The organism is Bifidobacterium ruminantium DSM 6489, assembly GCF_000770925.1.
GTDB classification, from domain to species: domain Bacteria; phylum Actinomycetota; class Actinomycetes; order Actinomycetales; family Bifidobacteriaceae; genus Bifidobacterium; species Bifidobacterium ruminantium.
In genome coordinates this window covers 13,046-32,389 of record NZ_JDTK01000006.1, presented here as the reverse complement: position 1 = coordinate 32,389, position 19,344 = coordinate 13,046, and the positions used below count along the sequence as shown (strand labels likewise).

General features: G+C 59.6%; 15 protein-coding genes. 1 reads left to right on the top strand and 14 read right to left on the bottom strand.

What is annotated here, in order from left to right; translation table 11 throughout:
- Positions 1 to 179 precede the first annotated feature (179 nt).
- A complete protein-coding gene (gene metK / locus OU26_RS04080) occupies positions 180 to 1,394 on the bottom strand; it encodes a methionine adenosyltransferase (protein WP_026646383.1) in 1,215 nt (404 codons plus the stop codon).
- Between the two features lie 174 nt (positions 1,395 to 1,568).
- On the bottom strand, positions 1,569 to 1,853 hold the full coding sequence (rpoZ, locus tag OU26_RS04075; protein ID WP_026646382.1) for a DNA-directed RNA polymerase subunit omega: 285 nt from the start codon (positions 1,851 to 1,853) through the stop codon (positions 1,569 to 1,571).
- A 216-nt stretch (positions 1,854 to 2,069) separates the two neighbouring features.
- Here rpoZ and ilvD point away from each other — a divergent pair, with 216 nt between their 5' ends.
- The gene (gene ilvD / locus OU26_RS04070) at positions 2,070 to 3,929 is read left to right on the top strand and encodes a dihydroxy-acid dehydratase (protein WP_026646381.1); all 1,860 of its coding nucleotides are present in this window, start codon (positions 2,070 to 2,072) and stop codon (positions 3,927 to 3,929) included.
- A gap of 233 nt (positions 3,930 to 4,162) precedes the next feature.
- On the opposite strand, the gene gmk is transcribed toward ilvD, so the two are convergent.
- The 12 genes from gmk to OU26_RS04010 all read right to left on the bottom strand — a co-directional run bounded on the left by gmk (position 4,163) and on the right by OU26_RS04010 (position 19,225).
- The gene (gmk, locus tag OU26_RS04065) at positions 4,163 to 4,750 is read right to left on the bottom strand and encodes a guanylate kinase (protein ID WP_026646380.1); all 588 of its coding nucleotides are present in this window, start codon (positions 4,748 to 4,750) and stop codon (positions 4,163 to 4,165) included.
- A 36-nt stretch (positions 4,751 to 4,786) separates the two neighbouring features.
- A complete protein-coding gene (gene pyrF / locus OU26_RS04060) occupies positions 4,787 to 5,725 on the bottom strand; it encodes an orotidine-5'-phosphate decarboxylase (protein ID WP_026646379.1) in 939 nt (312 codons plus the stop codon).
- A gap of 2 nt (positions 5,726 to 5,727) precedes the next feature.
- The gene (gene carB / locus OU26_RS04055) at positions 5,728 to 9,108 is read right to left on the bottom strand and encodes a carbamoyl-phosphate synthase large subunit (RefSeq protein WP_026646378.1); all 3,381 of its coding nucleotides are present in this window, start codon (positions 9,106 to 9,108) and stop codon (positions 5,728 to 5,730) included.
- A complete protein-coding gene (carA, locus tag OU26_RS04050; protein ID WP_033498905.1) occupies positions 9,101 to 10,291 on the bottom strand; it encodes a glutamine-hydrolyzing carbamoyl-phosphate synthase small subunit in 1,191 nt (396 codons plus the stop codon). Before carA ends, carB begins: the two co-directional genes overlap by 8 nt.
- 114 nt (positions 10,292 to 10,405) lie before the next feature.
- On the bottom strand, positions 10,406 to 10,849 hold the full coding sequence (gene nusB, locus OU26_RS04045) for a transcription antitermination factor NusB (protein ID WP_026646376.1): 444 nt from the start codon (positions 10,847 to 10,849) through the stop codon (positions 10,406 to 10,408).
- Positions 10,850 to 10,870: 21 nt separating this feature from the next.
- The gene (gene efp, locus OU26_RS04040; RefSeq protein ID WP_026646375.1) at positions 10,871 to 11,434 is read right to left on the bottom strand and encodes an elongation factor P; all 564 of its coding nucleotides are present in this window, start codon (positions 11,432 to 11,434) and stop codon (positions 10,871 to 10,873) included.
- Positions 11,435 to 11,622: 188 nt separating this feature from the next.
- Positions 11,623 to 12,690 (bottom strand): alpha-hydroxy acid oxidase, encoded by a 1,068-nt coding sequence (locus OU26_RS04035; protein ID WP_051592923.1) that lies wholly within the window; start codon positions 12,688 to 12,690, stop codon positions 11,623 to 11,625.
- A 362-nt stretch (positions 12,691 to 13,052) separates the two neighbouring features.
- Positions 13,053 to 14,252, bottom strand: coding sequence for an elongation factor Tu (tuf, locus tag OU26_RS04030; protein ID WP_026646374.1), 1,200 nt, complete (start codon positions 14,250 to 14,252; stop codon positions 13,053 to 13,055).
- A 168-nt stretch (positions 14,253 to 14,420) separates the two neighbouring features.
- Positions 14,421 to 16,550 (bottom strand): elongation factor G, encoded by a 2,130-nt coding sequence (gene fusA / locus OU26_RS04025; RefSeq protein ID WP_026646373.1) that lies wholly within the window; start codon positions 16,548 to 16,550, stop codon positions 14,421 to 14,423.
- Between the two features lie 30 nt (positions 16,551 to 16,580).
- The gene (gene rpsG / locus OU26_RS04020; RefSeq protein WP_003836460.1) at positions 16,581 to 17,051 is read right to left on the bottom strand and encodes a 30S ribosomal protein S7; all 471 of its coding nucleotides are present in this window, start codon (positions 17,049 to 17,051) and stop codon (positions 16,581 to 16,583) included.
- A gap of 5 nt (positions 17,052 to 17,056) precedes the next feature.
- The gene (gene rpsL / locus OU26_RS04015; RefSeq protein WP_003808601.1) at positions 17,057 to 17,428 is read right to left on the bottom strand and encodes a 30S ribosomal protein S12; all 372 of its coding nucleotides are present in this window, start codon (positions 17,426 to 17,428) and stop codon (positions 17,057 to 17,059) included.
- Between the two features lie 735 nt (positions 17,429 to 18,163).
- Complete coding sequence (locus OU26_RS04010) at positions 18,164 to 19,225, bottom strand: bile acid:sodium symporter family protein (RefSeq protein ID WP_026646372.1); 1,062 nt, start codon at positions 19,223 to 19,225, stop codon at positions 18,164 to 18,166.
- Between the last annotated feature and the right edge of the window lie 119 nt (positions 19,226 to 19,344).

Below are 19,344 nucleotides of genomic sequence, written 5' to 3'. Positions count from 1 at the left end.
ATCAACTGGTATTGCACGCGCGACGAAATCACACAAAATCCATATGGAACGGATATTCGTCCATCGCACAAACAAAAAGGGAACCACCCCTGTGTGAGCGATGGTTCCCATGATGGACGATATGCGATGACCGGCTGCCGATCGCGTCATCATCCGGCAACGTTTTTCCGATGACGTGCTCAGCCGGCGATAGCGGCCTTGAGCTCATCGACCTTGTCGGTGCGCTCCCAAGTGAAATCGGCGTCGTTGCGGCCGAAATGACCGTATGCGGCAGTCTTGGAATAAATCGGACGAAGCAGATCGAGTTCGTCGATGATCGCGGCGGGACGCAGATCGAACACCTTGCGCACGGCCTGCTGGATCTGTTCGCGGGTCACGCCGATTTCAGTACCGTAGGTCTCCACGTTGATGGACACCGGATCAGCTACGCCGATGGCGTAAGCGACCTGAACCTCGACCTTGTGGGCCAGACCAGCGGCCACGATGTTCTTGGACACCCAGCGTGCGGCGTAGGCCGCGGAACGATCCACCTTGCTCGGATCCTTGCCGGAGAACGCGCCGCCGCCATGATGGGCCGCGCCTCCATAGGTGTCGACGATGATCTTGCGGCCGGTCAGGCCAGCATCGGCGGCCGGTCCTCCGAGGATGAACGAACCGGTCGGATTCACCAGCACGCGGTATTCGTCATGAGCCACCTTGTCGCCAAGCACGTCATCGAGCACGGGCTTGATCACATGCTCCACAAGATGCTCCTTCAGCCATGCCTGATCCACTTCCGGATCATGCTGGGTGGAGATCAGCACAGTATCCAGACGTACCGGCCTATCATGCTCGTCGTATTCGATGGTGACCTGAGTCTTGCCGTCCGGACGCAGATGAGCGACCTCGCCGCTCTTGCGCACCTCGGCAAGACGGTAGGCAAGACGATGGGCAAGATGAATCGGCAACGGCATCAGTACATCGGTCTCGTCGCACGCGTAGCCGAACATCACACCCTGGTCGCCGGCACCCTGCGCCTCGTACCGCTCCTCGCGGCTGGCCTCAGACTCCTGTTCCTGGCTCAGACGGTCCACGCCCTGATTGATTTCGGCGCTCTGACCGGTCAGCGACACCACCACGCCGCAGGAATCCGCGTCAAGACCGACGCGGGAGCTCGTGTAGCCGATGTTGCGAACCACGGAACGCACGATGTTCTGGATATCGCAATAGCCTTCGCTGGTCACCTCGCCGAACACGAAGAACTGCCCAGTGGTGGCGCAGGTCTCCACCGCCACGTGGGAATGCGGGTCCTGCGCGAGCATATCGTCGAGAATCGCGTCGGAAATCTGGTCGCAGACCTTATCCGGATGGCCTTCCGTCACCGATTCGGCGGAAATCAACTTCAATTCAGCCATACGGCTGCTCCTTTCACGAACGCCCAACCGTTCGTCTCGCATGATCGCCCACGAAAAACGCCCCGTCCTTCGCAGACGCAATCAATAGCCTATTATCCAACTATTCAAAGCGCACCGCTCAGGTATCGGAGCGTATGAAAATCCATGCGGAATCCCTTACGGGAATCCTTCGAATCAATTGCCTTCGGTCAGATCGTCCTCGCCGAGGGTCTCCTCGAGCAGACCGTTGTTGATTTCGCGGAAGGCGATGGACAGCGGCTTCTCCTGGTTCTGGTATTCCACCAGCGGTCCGACGTTCTGCAACAGACCCTCGTTGAGCTGGGTGAAATAGGAATTGATCTGACGGGCACGCTTGGCCGCGAAAATGGCCAGAGCGTACTTGGAGTCCGCATGTTCCATCAAATCATCGATGGGCGGATCCGCAAGACCGGTAGGGGTTGGCTCAGTGCCGAATGCCATAGTGATTATCTCCAAATCATCAGATAAGCCAAAAGCTTCTTTTCCAAATTCTTAAGTATAAGGAGCCCACTGGACCGGATCGGCGCCCGTCCATGAAACCTCCGTGCGTGCCCACATCGGACGTCCCAGTGTCCCCTCGGAAACGGTATACGCGATAATTCCACATAGTGACTCTTGACAAATCGCGTGTCCCGTTGAACCAGCACAATAGAAGACATGGAAATGCGATCTGCAAAACTAATGAATGGACGTGTATTCGCGGGCGCTCGCGCCCTCTACCGCGCCGCCGGCGTGGATGGCAAGGACTTCGGCAAGCCGATCATCGCCATCGCCAACTCCTTCGACGAGTTCCTGCCGGGCCATGTGCATCTGAACAAAGTCGGACGCCTTATCTCCGAAGCCATCAAGGAAGCTGGCGGCATCCCCCGCGAGTTCAACACGATGGCCGTGGACGACGGCATCGCCATGGGCCACACCGGTATGCTGTACTCGCTGCCGAGCCGCGACATCATCGCCGATACCGTGGAATACCAGGTGAACGCGCACTGCGCCGACGCCCTGATCTGCATCCCGAACTGCGACAAGGTCGTGCCGGGCATGCTCATGGCCGCGCTGCGCCTCAACATCCCGACCGTGTTCGTCTCCGGCGGCCCGATGGAGGCCGGCACCACCGTGCTGCCCGACGGCACCGTGAAGAAGAACACCGATCTGATCGATGTGATGTACGCCTCCGCCGACGACAACCTGGATGAAGAGGATCTGCTCGCCTATGAGAAGACCGTCTGCCCGACCTGCGGTTCCTGCGCCGGCATGTTCACCGCCAACTCGATGAACTGCCTGACCGAGGCCATCGGTCTGGCCCTGCCGGGCAACGGCACCATCCTGGCCTCCCACTCCTATCGCAAGGACCTGTTCAAGCGCGCCGCCCAGCAGGTCGTCAAGATCGCCAAGCAGTACTACGACGATGACGACGACTCCGTGCTGCCGCGCTCCATCGCCACCAAGAAGGCCTTCGAGAACGCCATGACCATGGATGTGGCCATGGGCGGCTCCACCAACACCGTGCTGCACATCCTCGCCATGGCGCAGTCCGCCGACGTGGACTTCACGCTGGACGACATCGAACGCATCTCCCACACCGTGCCGTGCATCTGCAAGGCCTCGCCGTCCGGCGAATGGGAGATCTCCGACGTACACCGCGCAGGCGGCATCACAGGCATCCTTGGCGAGCTCGACCGTGCGGGCAAGCTGCACCGCGACGTGCACTCCATCGACTACAAGTCCCTGGAAGACAAGCTCAACGATTGGGACATCATGCGCGACACCTGCACCGAGCAGGCCAAGCAGATGTACCTGGCAGCCCCGGGCCACATCGTCTCCCCCGAACCGTGGACGCACACCACCCTGTTCGATTCGCTCGACCGCGACCGTGTGAACGGCGCCATCCACGACATCGACCATCCGGCAGTCACCGAGGGCGGCCTGGCCGTGCTGCGCGGCAACCTCGCGCCTGACGGCTGCGTGGTGAAGACCGCCGGCGTGCCGAAGGAAATCTGGACGTTCCGTGGCCCGGCGCTGGTCGTCGAGTCCCAGGAGCAGGCCATCGAGGTCATCCTCAACGACACGCTGAAGCCTGGCATGGCGCTGGTGATCCGCTACGAGGGTCCGAAGGGCGGACCGGGCATGCAGGAGATGCTGTACCCGACCTCCTTCGTCAAGGGCAAGGGCATCGGCAAGCAGGTGGCCATGCTCACCGACGGCCGCTACTCCGGCGGTTCCTCCGGTCTGGCCATCGGCCATATCGCGCCTGAGGCCGCGAACAAGGGCCCGATCGCGCTCATCAAGAACGGCGACATCATCAACATCGACATCCCGAACCGTACCGTGAACGTCGAGCTTTCCGATGAGGAACTGGCTCAGCGCCGCGCCGAGCTCGAGGCAGGCGACGGCTACGTGGCCCACCGCGACCGCAAGGTGTCCCAGGCACTGAAGGCCTACGCCGCCTTCGCACGTTCCGCCGACAAGGGCGCCACCCGCGACCCGGAGCTGATCGACAGGCTCTCCGGTCTCGCCTGACCGGTATCCCACGCATAGCGTGAGGAAACAAGAGGACGGCCTCCACAGAGCATTCGTGGAGGCCGTCCTCTTGTTTTCTACGTCAGACACCATTCCACATCATGCCACCGGATGTGCCTGGTCGCAGATGCATGAATCAAATACATGCGAAGATGATTCCAAAGGAAAGGCCGTGTCCGCGCGTTCGCACGCGGACACGGCCTTTAATATCCCGGCATAGCCGTCAACGCAAGTCAGAGATCGAATTCCTCGGCAATGATCTTCCATAATTCGTCAGCCGCCTCATCGACCACATTGTTGACGATGCGCCTGTCGAATTCAGGCGCCGCCGCTAGCTCGGTTTTGGCGGTTTCAAGCCTTTTGGCCTGCTGCTGTGGAGTTTCCGTGCCGCGTCCGATCAAACGACGCTTCAATTCCTCGAAGGACGGCGGTTCGATGAACACCGTAAGCACCTCAAGGCCAAGCTCCTTCGCACGGCGTTTGACGCTCCGCGCACCCTGCAGGTCGATTTCCAGCACCACGGGAATATTGCGTTCCAAATGTTCCACGACTGGTTTCACGGGTGTTCCATAGTGGGCGAGACCGAACACGTCGGCGGTTTCGAGGAACTCCCCCGCCGCCTCTTTGTCCAGAAACTCCCGTTCGCTCATGAAGAAATAGTTCACGCCATCCACCTCGCCTGGACGAGGCTTGCGCGTCGTAGCCGACACCGACAGCCAGATTTCGGGATGTCGCTCCCGCACACGTCCCAAAACCGTGCCCTTGCCCACGCCGGCGGGTCCGCAAAGCACGATCAGACGTCCATGTCGCGCATCAGTCATTCCACATCCCCTTTTCGCAATATCATGCATCAAAAACTATTCGTTGCCGACGCCGGGCTCTTCATCGGAACTTTCGTTCTGGGCTTCCGTCAGCGCCTGGCGGATATCCCTTGCCACCGACGCGGTCGCTTCGGTCAGTTTGGCGATGTCCGGACCATGCGTGGCGATGGAACGTGAAACGGTGACCAACACATTGCCTTTGGTCCCCTTGAATACGGTCTTCAGATCGTCCATCTCCGCCCCCTGCCATCCATAGCCGGGAGAAAGAATCGGACCAGTGAATCTGGCCGGATCGACACCCGAATCATTGATCCACTGACCGATGGTGGCACCGATGATGAGTCCTACCGACCCCATGCCGTCGATGCCTTTGTTGAATTTCTGAGCGGTACCGGCGATGCCGTACGCCACGGTCTTGCCTTTGTATTCACCAGCCTGACGGATGGCGGTCTGCAAACTGGCGCCCTCCTGATTGGACGTCAGCGACGCCACGAACACGCCTCTGCCGTTGTTGAGCGCGTCGTTGATGACGCCTCCCAGCGATCGCGCGCCGTAGTACGGCAGCAACGTGATGGCATCCGCCAGCAAAGGCGAGCCAGGCTTGAAATACGCGTCCGCGATCGCGGAAATCGTGGTGGGGAGCCCGCCATGGAGGCAATCCACAATCGTGATGACGCCCATCTGCCGTGCCGCGTACAGCACACGTTCGAGCGCAGCGAAACCTTTGGAACCGTAACGCTCGAACATGGACGATTGGAATTTAACGGCAGCGGCACGGCCATTGGCCGCCTGAAGCATACGCATGGCATACAGTTCGGCGCCCAATGCGTCGACGTTGTAGCCCCAATCAGTGAGAAGTTTTCGATGGGGATCGATGCCCACGCATAGTGGGCCGTACTTCGCCATCGAATTGCTCAATCTCAGACCGAAATCCGAGCGTTGGGCGCTCACTTCCTTGCTGCTGGGGCTACTCATCACTACTCACGGCTTTCCAAATCGAATAGCTGCTTGGAATGATCCTGAATGCTCATGATCTGGTAATCATTATTGCGTACAGCCTCGATAGCCATCAGCACGGCGGAGAATTCCGTCATTGTGGTGAATTGCGGCAAATCTGCCGCAATAGCCGCGGAGCGGATGGCATATCCGTCGGAGCGCGAGCCGCGGGAATTGGGCGTGTTGAGGATCAGATCGATCTTGCCCTCCTCGATCAGCTGGACGACGTTCTTGCCGACGCTGCCCGCCGCATGGTACGTGGTGATCGGCTCCTCCGGATCGGAATCCATACGGACGCTGATCTTGTCGACGATCTTGGAATCGATGCCGTAGCGGCGCAGCACGGAGGCGGTGCCCTCGGTGGCCCAGATCTTGAAGCCAAGCTCGACGAGCCTTGCCGCGAACAACGGCAGCTGACGCTTGTCAGTGTCGTTCACGGAGATGAACACGTTGCCGCTGGTCGGCAGACCACCTTCATAGGCTGCGAGCTGGCTCTTGGCGAACGCGTGCGGGAAGTCGCGGTCGAAGCCCATGACCTCGCCGGTGGAACGCATCTCCGGTCCGAGCAACACATCGACGGTCTTGCCGAGCGGCGTGCGGAAACGCTTGAACGGCAGCACGGATTCCTTGACGGCCACCTGCTGGCCACGGTGGATGTCGTCACCATCGCCGTGAGGCAGGAGCAGGCCGTTGTCACGCTGCTGCTGGATGGTCTCGCCGACCATGATGCGCGCGGCGGCCTTGGCCAACGCCACACCGGTGGCCTTGGACGCGAACGGCACGGTACGGGAGGCACGCGGATTGGCTTCGATGACGTACAGCGTGTTGGCCATGAAGGCGTACTGCACGTTGATCAGTCCCTGGACGCCGCAGCCCTTGGCGATGGCGTAGGTGCCCTCGCGCAGACGGCGGATCTGGTCATCGGACAGCGTGCTCGGAGGCAGGGTGCATGCGGCGTCGCCGGAATGCACGCCGGCCTCCTCGACATGCTCCATGATGCCGCCGATATACAGTTCCTTGCCGTCGAACAAGGCGTCGACGTCGATTTCCACGGCGTCCTGCAGGAACTTGTCGATAAGCAGCGGGGAAGGCAGACGACCGGAGACGACGGTGTCGGCCTGGGCTTCCTTCAACGCGCGGTCGACGTACTTGCGCAGTTGGGCATCGTCATAGACGATTTCCATGCCACGTCCGCCAAGCACGTAGCTCGGACGCACCAGCACCGGGTATCCGATGGCGTGGGCGGCCTCGCGAGCCTCGTCCAGGCTCAACGCGGTGCCGTAACGCGGCGCGTTCATATCGGCCTTCTTCAGCACCTCGCCGAAGAGCTCACGGTTTTCGGCAAGATCGATGGATTCCGGAGTGGTACCGAGAATCGGCACTCCCGCGGCCTTCAGTCGGGCGGCCAGGGACAGCGGGGTCTGTCCGCCGAGCTGGACGATGACGCCCTTGATCGGCCCCATCTTCTTTTCGGCCTCGTAGATCTCGAGCACGTCCTCGAAGGTGAGCGGTTCGAAATACAGGCGGTCGGACATATCGTAATCGGTCGACACGGTTTCCGGATTGCAGTTGACCATGATCGTGTCATAGTCCTTGCCAAGCTCTTGCACGGCATGCACGCAGGTGTAATCGAACTCGATGCCCTGGCCGATGCGGTTCGGACCGGAGCCGAGGATGATCACGGCCTCGCGGTCGCGTGGACGCAGCTCGGTCTCATCCGCATAGCAGGAGTAGTAGTACGGCGTAGCCGCATCGAATTCGGCGGCGCAGGTATCGACGGTCTTGTACACCGGACGAAGATCGTACGACCAGCGCAGCTCGCGGATGGTGTTCTCGCCTTCGTCTCCCAGACGGCGCAGATGCGCGATCTGCAGGTCGGACAGACCGGCGAGCTTCGCCTTCTTGAGCAGCTTTCTGGAGAGCTTCTCCGCGTTCTTGACCTCCAACGCGGTCTCGTTGATGAGCTCGAACTGACGGATGAACCACGGGTCGATCTTGGTGGCCGCGAAGATCTGCTCTTCGGTGGCGCCTCCCCACAGGGCACGCTGAATCTGCAGATAACGGTGCTCGGTCGGCACCTTGATGGCGTCGAGCAGCTGGTCGACTTCTTCCTGGGAAGGCTTGTCGCCATCCCAGTTGAATCCCATGTGACGCTTGTCGATGGAGCGCATAGCCTTACCAAGCGACTCCTGGAAGTTGCCCGCGAGAGCCATGGCCTCGCCGACGGACTTCATGGAAGTGGTCAGGGTCGGATCGGCTCCCGGGAACTTCTCGAACGCGAAACGCGGCACCTTGGTAACCACATAGTCGATGGTCGGCTCGAAGCTGGCCGGAGTGGATTGCGTGATGTCGTTCTGGATTTCGTCCAGCGTATAGCCAAGAGCCAGTTTCGTGGCGATTTTGGCGATCGGGAAGCCCGTGGCCTTGGATGCCAGGGCGGAGGAACGGGAGACACGCGGGTTCATTTCGATGACGATGATGCGTCCGGTGTCCGGATTGACGGCGAACTGGATGTTGCAGCCACCGGTATCGACACCCACGCCGCGGATGATGGCGATGCCGATGTCACGCAGCTTCTGGTATTCGCGGTCAGTCAGGGTGAAGACAGGCGCCACAGTGATGGAATCGCCGGTGTGCACGCCGACCGGATCGACGTTCTCAATCGGGCAGACGACAACGACATTGTCCTTCTTGTCGCGCATCAGCTCGAGCTCATATTCCTTCCAGCCCTCGATGCCTTCCTCGATCAGGACCTCGTCGGTCGGGGAATAATGGATTCCCGCGCCTGCGATGCGGTGCAGCTCGTCCTCGTCATGCGCGATGCCGGAGCCGAGTCCACCCATGGTGAAGCTCGGGCGGACGACCAGCGGATAGCCGAATTTCTCGGCGATCTTGTCCACTTCCTCAAGGGAGTGCGCGATGTCGGAACGTGCGGATTCAGCGCCGGCCTCCTCCACGACCTTCTTGAAGAGCTCACGGTCCTCGCCACGATCGATGGCGTCGAGGGAAGCGCCGATCAGCTCGACGTTGTACTTCTTGAGCACACCGGCCTCGCCCAGCGCCATGGCGGCGTTCAAAGCGGTCTGGCCGCCCAGGGTCGGCAGCAGCGCGTCAGGACGCTCCTTGGCGATGATCTGCTCGAGGATCGGAGTGGAGATCGGCTCGATATAGGTGGCATCGGCCATTTCCGGGTCGGTCATGATGGTGGCCGGGTTGGAGTTGACCAGAATGACCCGGATGCCCTCTTCGCGAAGCACGCGACAGGCCTGGGTGCCCGAATAATCGAATTCCGCGGCCTGGCCGATCACAATCGGGCCAGAGCCGATGACCATCACGGACTTGATGTCTGTGCGCTTAGGCATTGCGGGTTCCCTCCTTGGTGGAACGCATAAGATCGACGAAGCGATCGAACAGGTAGGCGGCGTCGTGCGGGCCGGCCGCGGCCTCCGGATGATACTGCACGGAGAAGGCCGGGATATCAACGCATTGCAGGCCTTCGACCACGTTGTCGTTCAAATCGACGTGGCTGACGAACACCTTGCCGTACTTGCCATTCTCGAACGGAGCGTCCACGGTTTCACCGATGGGCGCGTCCACGGCGAAGCCATGGTTGTGGGCGGTGATTTCGATTTTGCCGGTGGTCATGTCCTTGACCGGCTGGTTGATGCCACGATGTCCGAACTTGAGCTTGTAGGTGCCGAAGCCAAGCGCGCGTCCCAGCAGCTGGTTGCCGAAGCAGATGCCGAAGAACGGGTATCCAGCATCCAGAACCTGACGCAGCAGGTTGACCTCCGGATCGGCCTGTTCCGGATCTCCCGGACCGTTGGAGAAGAAGACGCCATCCGGATTGAGCGCCTTGAGCTCATCAAAAGTGATGGTGGACGGAACAACGTGCACGCGGCAGCCACGCTCCGCCATACGGTGCGGGGTCATGGCCTTGATGCCCAGATCGACCGCCGCGACGGTGAACAATGGATCCTTGCCTTCGAATTCACCGCAAGGCTCAATGGTATAGGCTTCCTTGGTGCTGACCTCGTCGTAGAGGCTCAGACCCTTCATCTGCGGAGTGGCCTTGACTTCGTCGAGCATGGATTCAATAGAACGCAGCTTGCCGTTGTCGTCGAGCAACGCGTCGCCGGAGAAAATGGCGGCACGCATGACGCCCGCGGAACGCAGATGACGAACCAGCTTACGGGTGTCGATATGGCTGATGCCGACGATGTGGTTGGATTCCAAGTCATCGTCAAGGCTGCCGGTGGCGCGCCAATTACTCACGTTCGGGCTGGGATCGCGCACCACATAACCGGCAACCCAGATCTTGGATGATTCCGGATCCTCCCCGTTGATTCCCGTGTCCCCGATATGCGGGAACGTCTGTACCACGATCTGCCGATCGTAGCTGGGATCGGTAAGCGTTTCCTGATAACCGGTCATGCCGGTCGCAAAAACGATCTCCCCGCTGGTCGTGCCGATCGCACCGTATGGCTCACCCACATACACCTGTCCGTCTTCAAGAACGAGAACGGCATCCTGAGGGTCAAACATCACGGCTTCGGAATCATACTGGTTCACCAAAACCCCCTTATAGTCAAGGTATTCGTACCAAGGATAGCGGCCGGTTAGGACTCGCGACCCGGCCGAATCGCTTAACTTCCAGCTTTATTCAGCCAAAGGTTCGGTCGGTTGCCCATCCACTGGAGAAGCCTGTGCATCCGCGCTCACAGCGCTGAGCAGACCATGGATGAACGCCGGCGAATCATCATCGCACAGCGTCTTGGCAAGGCCCAAAGCCTCATCGATGGCCACCATGTTGGGGACATCGTCATTGAACATGATCTCCCACGTGGCGATGCGCAATATATTGCGATCCACGACGCCCATGCGCTTGACCTTCCAACCGGTGGAATGCTCGTCAAGCATGGCGTCGATGGCGGCGATATGCTCCGCCACGCCACGTACGATTTCGATGGCGTATTCAGGCAGCGGTGTCTGAGCGCCGGGCTGCTCGATGCGCTCAGCAAGAAGGGACAGGATGTCCTGTCCCTTCTCATCCGCTTCATACAACGTGTTCAGAGCCCTCTTACGAGCGGTGGAACGTGCCATGAAACTTCGCTGTCCTTACTCTCAGTTCTCGCGGCCGAGGTAGGAGCCGTCGGTGGTGTTCACCTTGACCTTCTCGCCTTCGCCGATGAACAGCGGCACCTGGATCTCGGCGCCGGTCTCGACGGTAGCCGGCTTGGTGCCGGCGTTGGAACGGTTGCCCTGCAGGCCCGGTTCGGTGTGGGTGACGGTGAGAACCACGGAAGCCGGCAGCTCGACGGACAGCGGGGTGCCGTCATGGAAGGAGACGACGCAGTCGGTGCCTTCGAGCAGGAACTTGGCCTGGTCTCCGACCAGGGTCTTCGGAATGAAAATCTGATCGTAGGTGGTCATATCCATGAACACGAAATTGTCGCCGTCCTCATAGGAGTACTGGAGGTTGCGGTTGTCGACGGTCTCGAAATCCACCTTCATGCCCGCATTGAAGGTCTTGTCGACGATCTTGCCGGAAAGCACGTTCTTGATGGTGGTGCGCACGAAGGCGGGTCCCTTGCCCGGCTTCACGTGCTGGAACTTGATGACGGTCCACAGCTGTCCGTCAAGGTTCAGGACGGAACCGTTCTTGATGTCGTTGGTAGTCTGTGCCAAATTAACTCACCTATTTCTTCATCTAACGGGAAAGCTTACAAAAAGCCTTGCTCATTATGCCATAACGAGTTGACCACCACGCATATGCGACGTGCCGTGGACCACGTCCCCCGTTTTCGATGGAATACGGGAAGCTCAAAAGTCCACGGCACGTTTCGTCCTTGATTCTGTTCTCGGACGAGTACGGTTCAGAACCCGACTCCATAGGATGCGATGGCCGCGGGCCCCTGCCCTTCGACAAGGAACGATTCATCGATGTCGGCGATGCGCGACACTCCAGCCGAATTCATGGTATGGGCGAGCTCATCGGTGATCTTGCCGATCATGTCCACGATGCCGTCTTCGCCGCCGGCCGCCGCGGCCCACTGGATCGGCCTGCCAAGACCAACCGCGTTGGCGCCCAACGCCAGAGCGCGGAAGACATCGCCGCCGGTGCGGATGCCGGTATCGGCGAAGATCTCAGCATCGCGTCCCAGAGCCTTTCTAATGCGAGGCAGAGCGTAGGCGACCGGAACCACACCGTCCACCTGACGTCGTCCATGGTTCGACACCATGACTCCCGCGGCGCCAGCGTTCATGGCGGTCACGGCGTCCTCGGGCCGCATGACACCCTTGACGTAGACCGGCAGACCGGAAAGATCCTTAAGCCACTGGATGTCCTTGGGCGTAATCGACGTCGCCAAATTCAAGGTCCAGTCGGTCATATGCATATTCGGGAAGTTGCCGCTCGAACCTTCCCATGTGCCGTCAATGCCATTGCGGAATCCGAAATCGCGACGGTACCCGGGGCAATCCAAGGTAAGCATCAGAGCCTTCGCCCCCGCTTCGACGGATCGTTCCATAAAACCAGCGGAGACCTTGCGATCGTCGAACAGATAGACCTGCTGCCACCATTCGCCCTGGGCTTCCTGGGCGAAATGCTCCACCGGTTCCGAAGCGTTCGTCGGGTAGACGATGAACGATCCGGCACGATGCATGCCGTTCTGCGAGCTGATCTCGCCTTGTTTGCTGGCAAGACGATGGTAGGCGGTGGGTGCACCGAAAATCGGGGTATCGATATGAAGACCGCCCACGGTGACGGAGGTGTCGATATCACCCACGTTGTGGAACGTTCGGGGCAGAATGCCGTACCTTCTCCATGCCAAAGTATCGACGTCGTTCGTCCCGCTGTCGATGTCGGCGTTGCCGTCCTCATACAGAAGACCGGCCGTGGTCATGTTCTCAACTGCCTTGTCATGGACCGTACGCCAATCCATTATGTCCCTTCCTTTGCTATCCGGATTCTCAAAACATTGGGGGTGGAAGCAACCGTAGGTCTTCCGCTCCGTTCACTCTCGAACACTACGGAAACAATATGAAGCTCTGACGGCTGCGTCCGTTATTCGGCACGAATGGTTATCGTTTTTACCGATAGCGCGTATTCGGTCGCGGGTGAATGACGGGTTGACGCGGGGAACGTTCCAAAAGGGTCATGTGATCAAAGCCTCTGCCTTATTCCAGATTCAAGAAAACAAGGGGTGTAAGAATCGGCGGATAACAAAATATGCCCTTGGAGGCATAAACCTCCAAGGGCATATTCACGCTAGTTCAAAGCGTGTCTTCCGATATCGGGCAGAAACTACTCGATGATCTTGGTGACACGGCCCGAGCCGACGGTGTGGCCGCCTTCGCGCACTGCGAAGGTCAGGCCCTCTTCCATAGCGATCGGCTGAATCAGCTCAACGCCGAAGGTGGCGTGATCGCCCGGCTGAACCATCTCGACGCCTTCCGGCAGGGTGATGACGCCGGTGACGTCGGTGGTGCGGAAGTAGAACTGCGGACGGTAGTTGGAGAAGAACGGCGAATGACGGCCGCCTTCGTCCTTGGTCAGCACGTAGACTTCGCCCTCGAACTTGGTGTGCGGGGTCACGGAGCCCGGAGCAGCCAGAACCTGGCCACGCTCGACCTGGTCACGGTTGATGCCGCGGAGCAGCAGGCCGGTGTTGTCGCCAGCCTCGCACTCGTCCATCTGCTTGTGGAAGGTCTCGATGGAGGTGACGGTGGTGGTCTGGGTCGGGCGGATGCCGACGATCTCGACGTTGGAGTTGACCGGGAGCTTACCACGCTCAACACGGCCGGTCACCACGGTGCCACGGCCGGAGATGGTGAAGACATCTTCGATCGGCATCAGGAACGGCTTGTCCAGATCGTGGACCGGGGTCGGGATGTACTCGTCGACGGCGTCCATGAGCTTCTTGATCTGCTCAACCCACTTCTCGTGATCCGGAGCGTCATCGTGCAGCGCGCCGTAAGCGGACACGTGGATGACCGGGCAGTCACGATCGAAGCCGTTTTCGTCGAGGAGGTCACGGACCTCTTCCTCAACGAGCTCGATGAGCTCGTCGTCGTCGACCATATCGCACTTGTTCAGAGCGACGAGAATCTTCGGAACGCCAACCTGACGAGCGAGCAGCACGTGCTCGCGGGTCTGAGCCATCGGGCCGTCGGTGGCGGCCACAACGAGGATAGCGCCATCCATCTGAGCAGCGCCGGTGATCATGTTCTTCACGAAGTCGGCGTGGCCCGGGCAGTCGACGTGAGCGTAGTGACGCTTCTCGGTCTGGTACTCGATGTGGGCGATGTTGATGGTGATACCGCGGGCAGCCTCTTCCGGAGCGGAATCGATCTGGTTGAAGTCATACTCCGGGTTGACATCCGGGTACTCCTCGTGCAGCACCTTGGAGATAGCTGCGGTCAGAGTGGTCTTGCCGTGATCGACGTGGCCAATGGTACCAATGTTAACGTGCGGCTTAGTACGCTCGTACTTTTCCTTTGCCATGTGTTTGTCCTCCTGGACGTCTCGTAGTAAGCCTTGAACTCATTTCAAGGCACTCGCTACATTTTACTGGGTTTGACGGGTTTGTGCCACTTTGGAGCCCGAACCCAGTCAGCGCTACAAAATACTAGCGCTGACTGGAGACAGTTTCCACTTCAGTGGCAGCGCGTGTCACTCGCCGCGCTGGGCCTTGATGATCTCCTCGGAGACGTTCTTCGGAACCTCTGCGTAGGAGTCCATCTGCATGGTGAACATTGCGCGGCCCTGGGTCTTGGAGCGAAGATCGCCGATGTAGCCGAACATCTCGGACAGCGGGACCTTGGCGTCGATGACCTTGACACCGGTGGAGTCGGTCATGGACTGGATGGAACCACGACGTGCGTTGATGTCGCCCATCACATCGCCCATGTACTCTTCCGGAGTACGCACTTCCACGGCCATGATCGGCTCGAGGATGACCGGCTTGGCCTTCGGGGCAGCTTCCTTGAAGCACATGGAACCTGCGATCTTGAAGGCCATTTCGGAGGAATCGACGTCGTGGACCTGGCCGTCAGTGACGGTAGCCTTGACGCCAACCACCGGGAAGCCGGCGAGAATGCCGGATTCCATGGCTTCCTGCACGCCAGCATCGATGGAAGGAATGAATTCCTTGGTGATGTGGCCGCCGGTGACCTCGTTGACGAACTCGTAAGTCTCGCCGTTCTCGGTGTCGAGCGGCTCGAAGTTCATCAGGACCTTTGCGAACTGGCCGGAACCACCGGTCTGCTTCTTGTGCGTGTATTCCTGGTTCATGACGGCCTTGCGGATCGTCTCGCGGTATGCAACCTGCGGGTTACCGACGTTGCACTCCACCTTGAATTCACGACGCATACGATCGACGATGATGTCGAGCTGCAGCTCGCCCATGCCGGAGATCAGGGTCTGGCCGGACTCTTCGTCGGTCTTCACCTGGAAGGTCGGATCCTCGTCGGAGAGCTTCGCCAGAGCGATGCTCATCTTCTCCTGGTCGGCCTTGGTCTTCGGCTCCACGGCCACCTCGATCACAGGATCCGGGAAGGTCATGGATTCGAGGGAGATCGGGGACTTCTCGTCGCACAGGGTATCACCGGTGGTGACGTTCTTCAGACCCACGAAGGTGTAGATGTTGCCTGCTTCGGCGGCATCCACCGGGTTCTCCTTGTCGGCGTGCATCTGGAAGATCTTGCCGACGCGTTCCTTCTTCTCCTTGGTGGAGTCGAGGACGGTGTCGCCCGGCTTGACGGAACCGGAGTACACGCGCACGAACACGAGCTTGCCGTAGAACGGGTGGGTGGAGATCTTGAAGACCAGTGCGGAGAACGGATCATCGGTGGTCGGCTTGCGGTCGATCTCGATGGACTCGTCCTGCGGGTCGAAGCCGACGATGGACGGAACGTCCTCCGGGCTCGGCAGGTAGTCGACGACGGCGTCCAGCATCGGCTGCACACCCTTGTCCTTGAAGGCGGAGCCGCAGAGCACCGGGTAGGCCTCACGGTTGATGGTGAGCTTGCGGATGCCGGCGCGGATCTCGTCCTCGGTCAGTTCGCCGGACTCGAGGTACTTCTCGAGCAGCTCCTCGTCGGACTCGGCGACCTGGTCGAGCAGCTCGGAACGATACTGCTCAGCCTTGTCCTGCAGGTCGGCCGGGATGTCGGTGGTGTCGTAGTGGGCACCCATATCGTCCTTGACGTCGTTCCAGACGTAGGCCTTCATGCGGATCAGGTCGACAACGCCTGCGAAGTCGTTCTCAGCACCGATAGGCAGCTGCACAACAAGCGGGGTAGCGCCCAGCTTCTTCTTGATGGTGTCGACGGAGTAGTAGAAGTCGGCGCCGAGCTTATCCATCTTGTTGATGAAGCAGATGCGCGGAACGCCGTACTTGTCAGCCTGACGCCACACGGTTTCGGACTGCGGCTCCACGCCTTCCTTGCCATCGAACACGGCGACAGCACCGTCGAGCACTCGCAGGGAGCGCTCCACCTCGGCCGTGAAGTCCACGTGGCCAGGGGTATCGATGATGTTGATCTGGAACTTGTCCTTCACGTCGTGGGTCTGACGATTCCAGAAGCAGGTGGTGGCGGCGGACTGAATGGTGATGCCGCGCTCCTGCTCCTGAGCCATGAAGTCCATCGTCGAGGCGCCATCGTGGGTCTCGCCGATCTTGTAGTTCTTGCCGGTGTAGTACAGGATACGTTCGGTGGTGGTGGTCTTACCAGCATCGATGTGAGCCATGATGCCGATGTTACGGATCTGGTTCAGATTAGTAAGCACGTCTAGTGCCATGAGTGTTCCTTAACTCTCGTTCTTGACTAATTACCAGCGGTAATGAGCGAAGGCCTTGTTGGCCTCTGCCATCTTGTGAGTATCCTCGCGACGCTTGACAGAAGCGCCGAGGCCATTGGAGGCATCGAGGATTTCGTTGGCCAGACGCTCGGCCATGGTCTTCTCGCGACGGGCGCGGGAGAAATCGGTGAGCCAGCGCAGGGACAGGGTATTGGCGCGAGCCGGCTTCACCTCGACCGGGACCTGGTAGGTAGCGCCACCGACACGGCGGGAGCGAACCTCGAGGGACGGACGGATGTTGTCCAGAGCGCGCTTGAGAACGGCGACCGGCTCCTGGTCGGTCTTCTCCTTGACCATATCGAGAGCGCTGTAGACGATGTCCTCGGCGATCGACTTCTTGCCGTCAAGCAGAATCTTGTTGATGAGCTGTGCCACAACGGTGGAACCGTAGATCGGATCCGGCAGCAGCTGATGCTTCTTGGAAGGTCCTTTACGTGACATATCTCTTACTTCGCCTTCTTTGCTCCGTACAGGGAACGGCCCTGCTTGCGATCCTTCACACCCTGGGTATCGAGGGCGCCACGAACGATGTGGTAACGAACACCCGGCAGATCCTTGACACGGCCGCCGCGAACGAGCACGATGGAGTGCTCCTGCAGGTTATGGCCTTCGCCCGGGATGTAAGCGGTGACTTCGACACCGGAGCTCAGGCGCACACGGGCGACCTTACGCAGTGCCGAGTTCGGCTTCTTCGGGGTGGTGGTGTAAACACGGGTGCACACGCCACGACGCAGCGGGCTTCCCTTCAGTGCCAAAGTCTTGGACTTCTTCGGCTTTGCCTGGCGTCCCTTACGGACGAGCTGTTCAATAGTAGGCAACTTGAATTCTCCGATTCAGTGGTTTCTCTTGGTTTCGTGTGACCGCCGCACTGCGCCCACACTCCAACGACATGAATCGTAGAGATAGCCACAGTCCACCGGCCCGATGGCCCGTCCCTCTCTCACCGCCGCATTGCTGCGCGTGATGCAATCGAGTTCCGGGATATCCCAACCCGCACGCCTGTTACATAAGGCATGCCGTTGGCACACACGAATTACCAGTATACGGGTCTGCCGGACAATGCTGGATAATCGTGTCGCGACAGCAACGGCCGTTATACGGAGAGTGGCTCCGACGCCATCCTGGCATCGGAGCCACTCTCCCACGCGCCACCTTGCGCGCATCGCTTCAAACCTCTGAGTCTTTTCATAACCCCATGCGGCCCGGCGTCCTCGCCGTACTGCCTATGCCGCCATCTCGAATCGCTATATTCGGTTGTTCTTCAGTTATATCTTGAAGGCGTTGCGCATGGGCCTCACGGCCATCGACGCTTCATTGCGACCTGACGAATTCTCGACCGATCCGCAACTCCGGCCTTCACCTTTAGTATACCGCAAACGAACATATGACACGGGGCAAAACACCCCTAAATCCCAATATTTTCAATACCTAACCGAACTTCAGCGCAAAGCAACACAATTTAACATCGCCATGGAAAAACAGGTCAAAACAGAACATCCTCTGAACCGTTCTGTACGGTTCAGAGGATGCCTGGCCGATGCCACGAATCACATTCAGGCGTTGACCGTTTCCTCGGACTCATCCTTGACGGCGTCCCCGGCTTCCGAAGCCTTGGCTGCGGATCCCTTCTCACCATTGTCGGAATCCGGGTGGATCTGATGCTTGTCATCATGCTCGCGCCACCAGCTGGACAGCACCGAACCGGAGATGTTGTGCCACACGCTGAAGAATGTGGACGGCACGGCCGCCAGCGGATTGGACGCGAACGAGCTCAGGGCCAGCGTGGCACCCAAAGCGGAGTCCTGCATGCCGACCTCGAAGGTGATGGCCTTCTGCTGGGCATAGCGGAAGCCCTTCGGATATACCTTGTACATGAGCTTCGAGAAACCGAAGCCCAGCGCATACCCGCACAGGTTGTGCAGGATGACCACCGGGATGGCCAGCAGCGAGGAGGACACGAACAGCTTCGGGCCATTGGCCGCCACCACAACGCCGATGATGAGCAGGATGGCCACCTGAGAGACGATGGGCAGTGCCACCGTGACCTTCTCGATCTTCTCCTTGAAAATCGCGTGGCAGATCACGCCAAGCGCGATCGGAAACAGCACGACCTTGACCGCGTTCAGGAAGAGGGACTGGACCGGCACCGTCACATACTGGGAAGCGAGCCACTGCATCAGCAGCGGAATCATGAACGGCGCGCACAGCGTGGACAGGATGCCGATGGACACGTCAAGAGCCACATCGCCACGGCTCAGGTAGCTCATCACGTTGGACGAGGTGCCGGATGGGCAGCAACCGACCAGAATCACGCCGACCGCAAGCGCGCCATCGAGATGGAAGATCCAGCACAGCAGCACAGCCACCAACGGCATGATCACGAAATGCGCCACCGTGCCGACGATGACCATCAACGGCTGGGTCAGAATGCGCTTGAAATCGTCAAGCGTCAACGTCAGGCCCATGCCGAACAGCACGATGCCAAGGAAATAACCGGTATAGGACTTGCCCCACAGGCTGGTCTGCGGCACGAAGTAGTTGAAGACCGCCCACACGATCACGATCAGGGTGAACCACTTGGTGAGCCAATCACCAAAGGCTTTGATCTTCTGCATTGTTCCTCTCCCTCTCTCGTATGCCACCGTCTTCCGTTCCGGAAAACAAACGGGGCCGGCAATCCGCCGACCCCGTTGTGACACCTTCAGTCGAAATCGCCTATAAACTACGCAGCGGC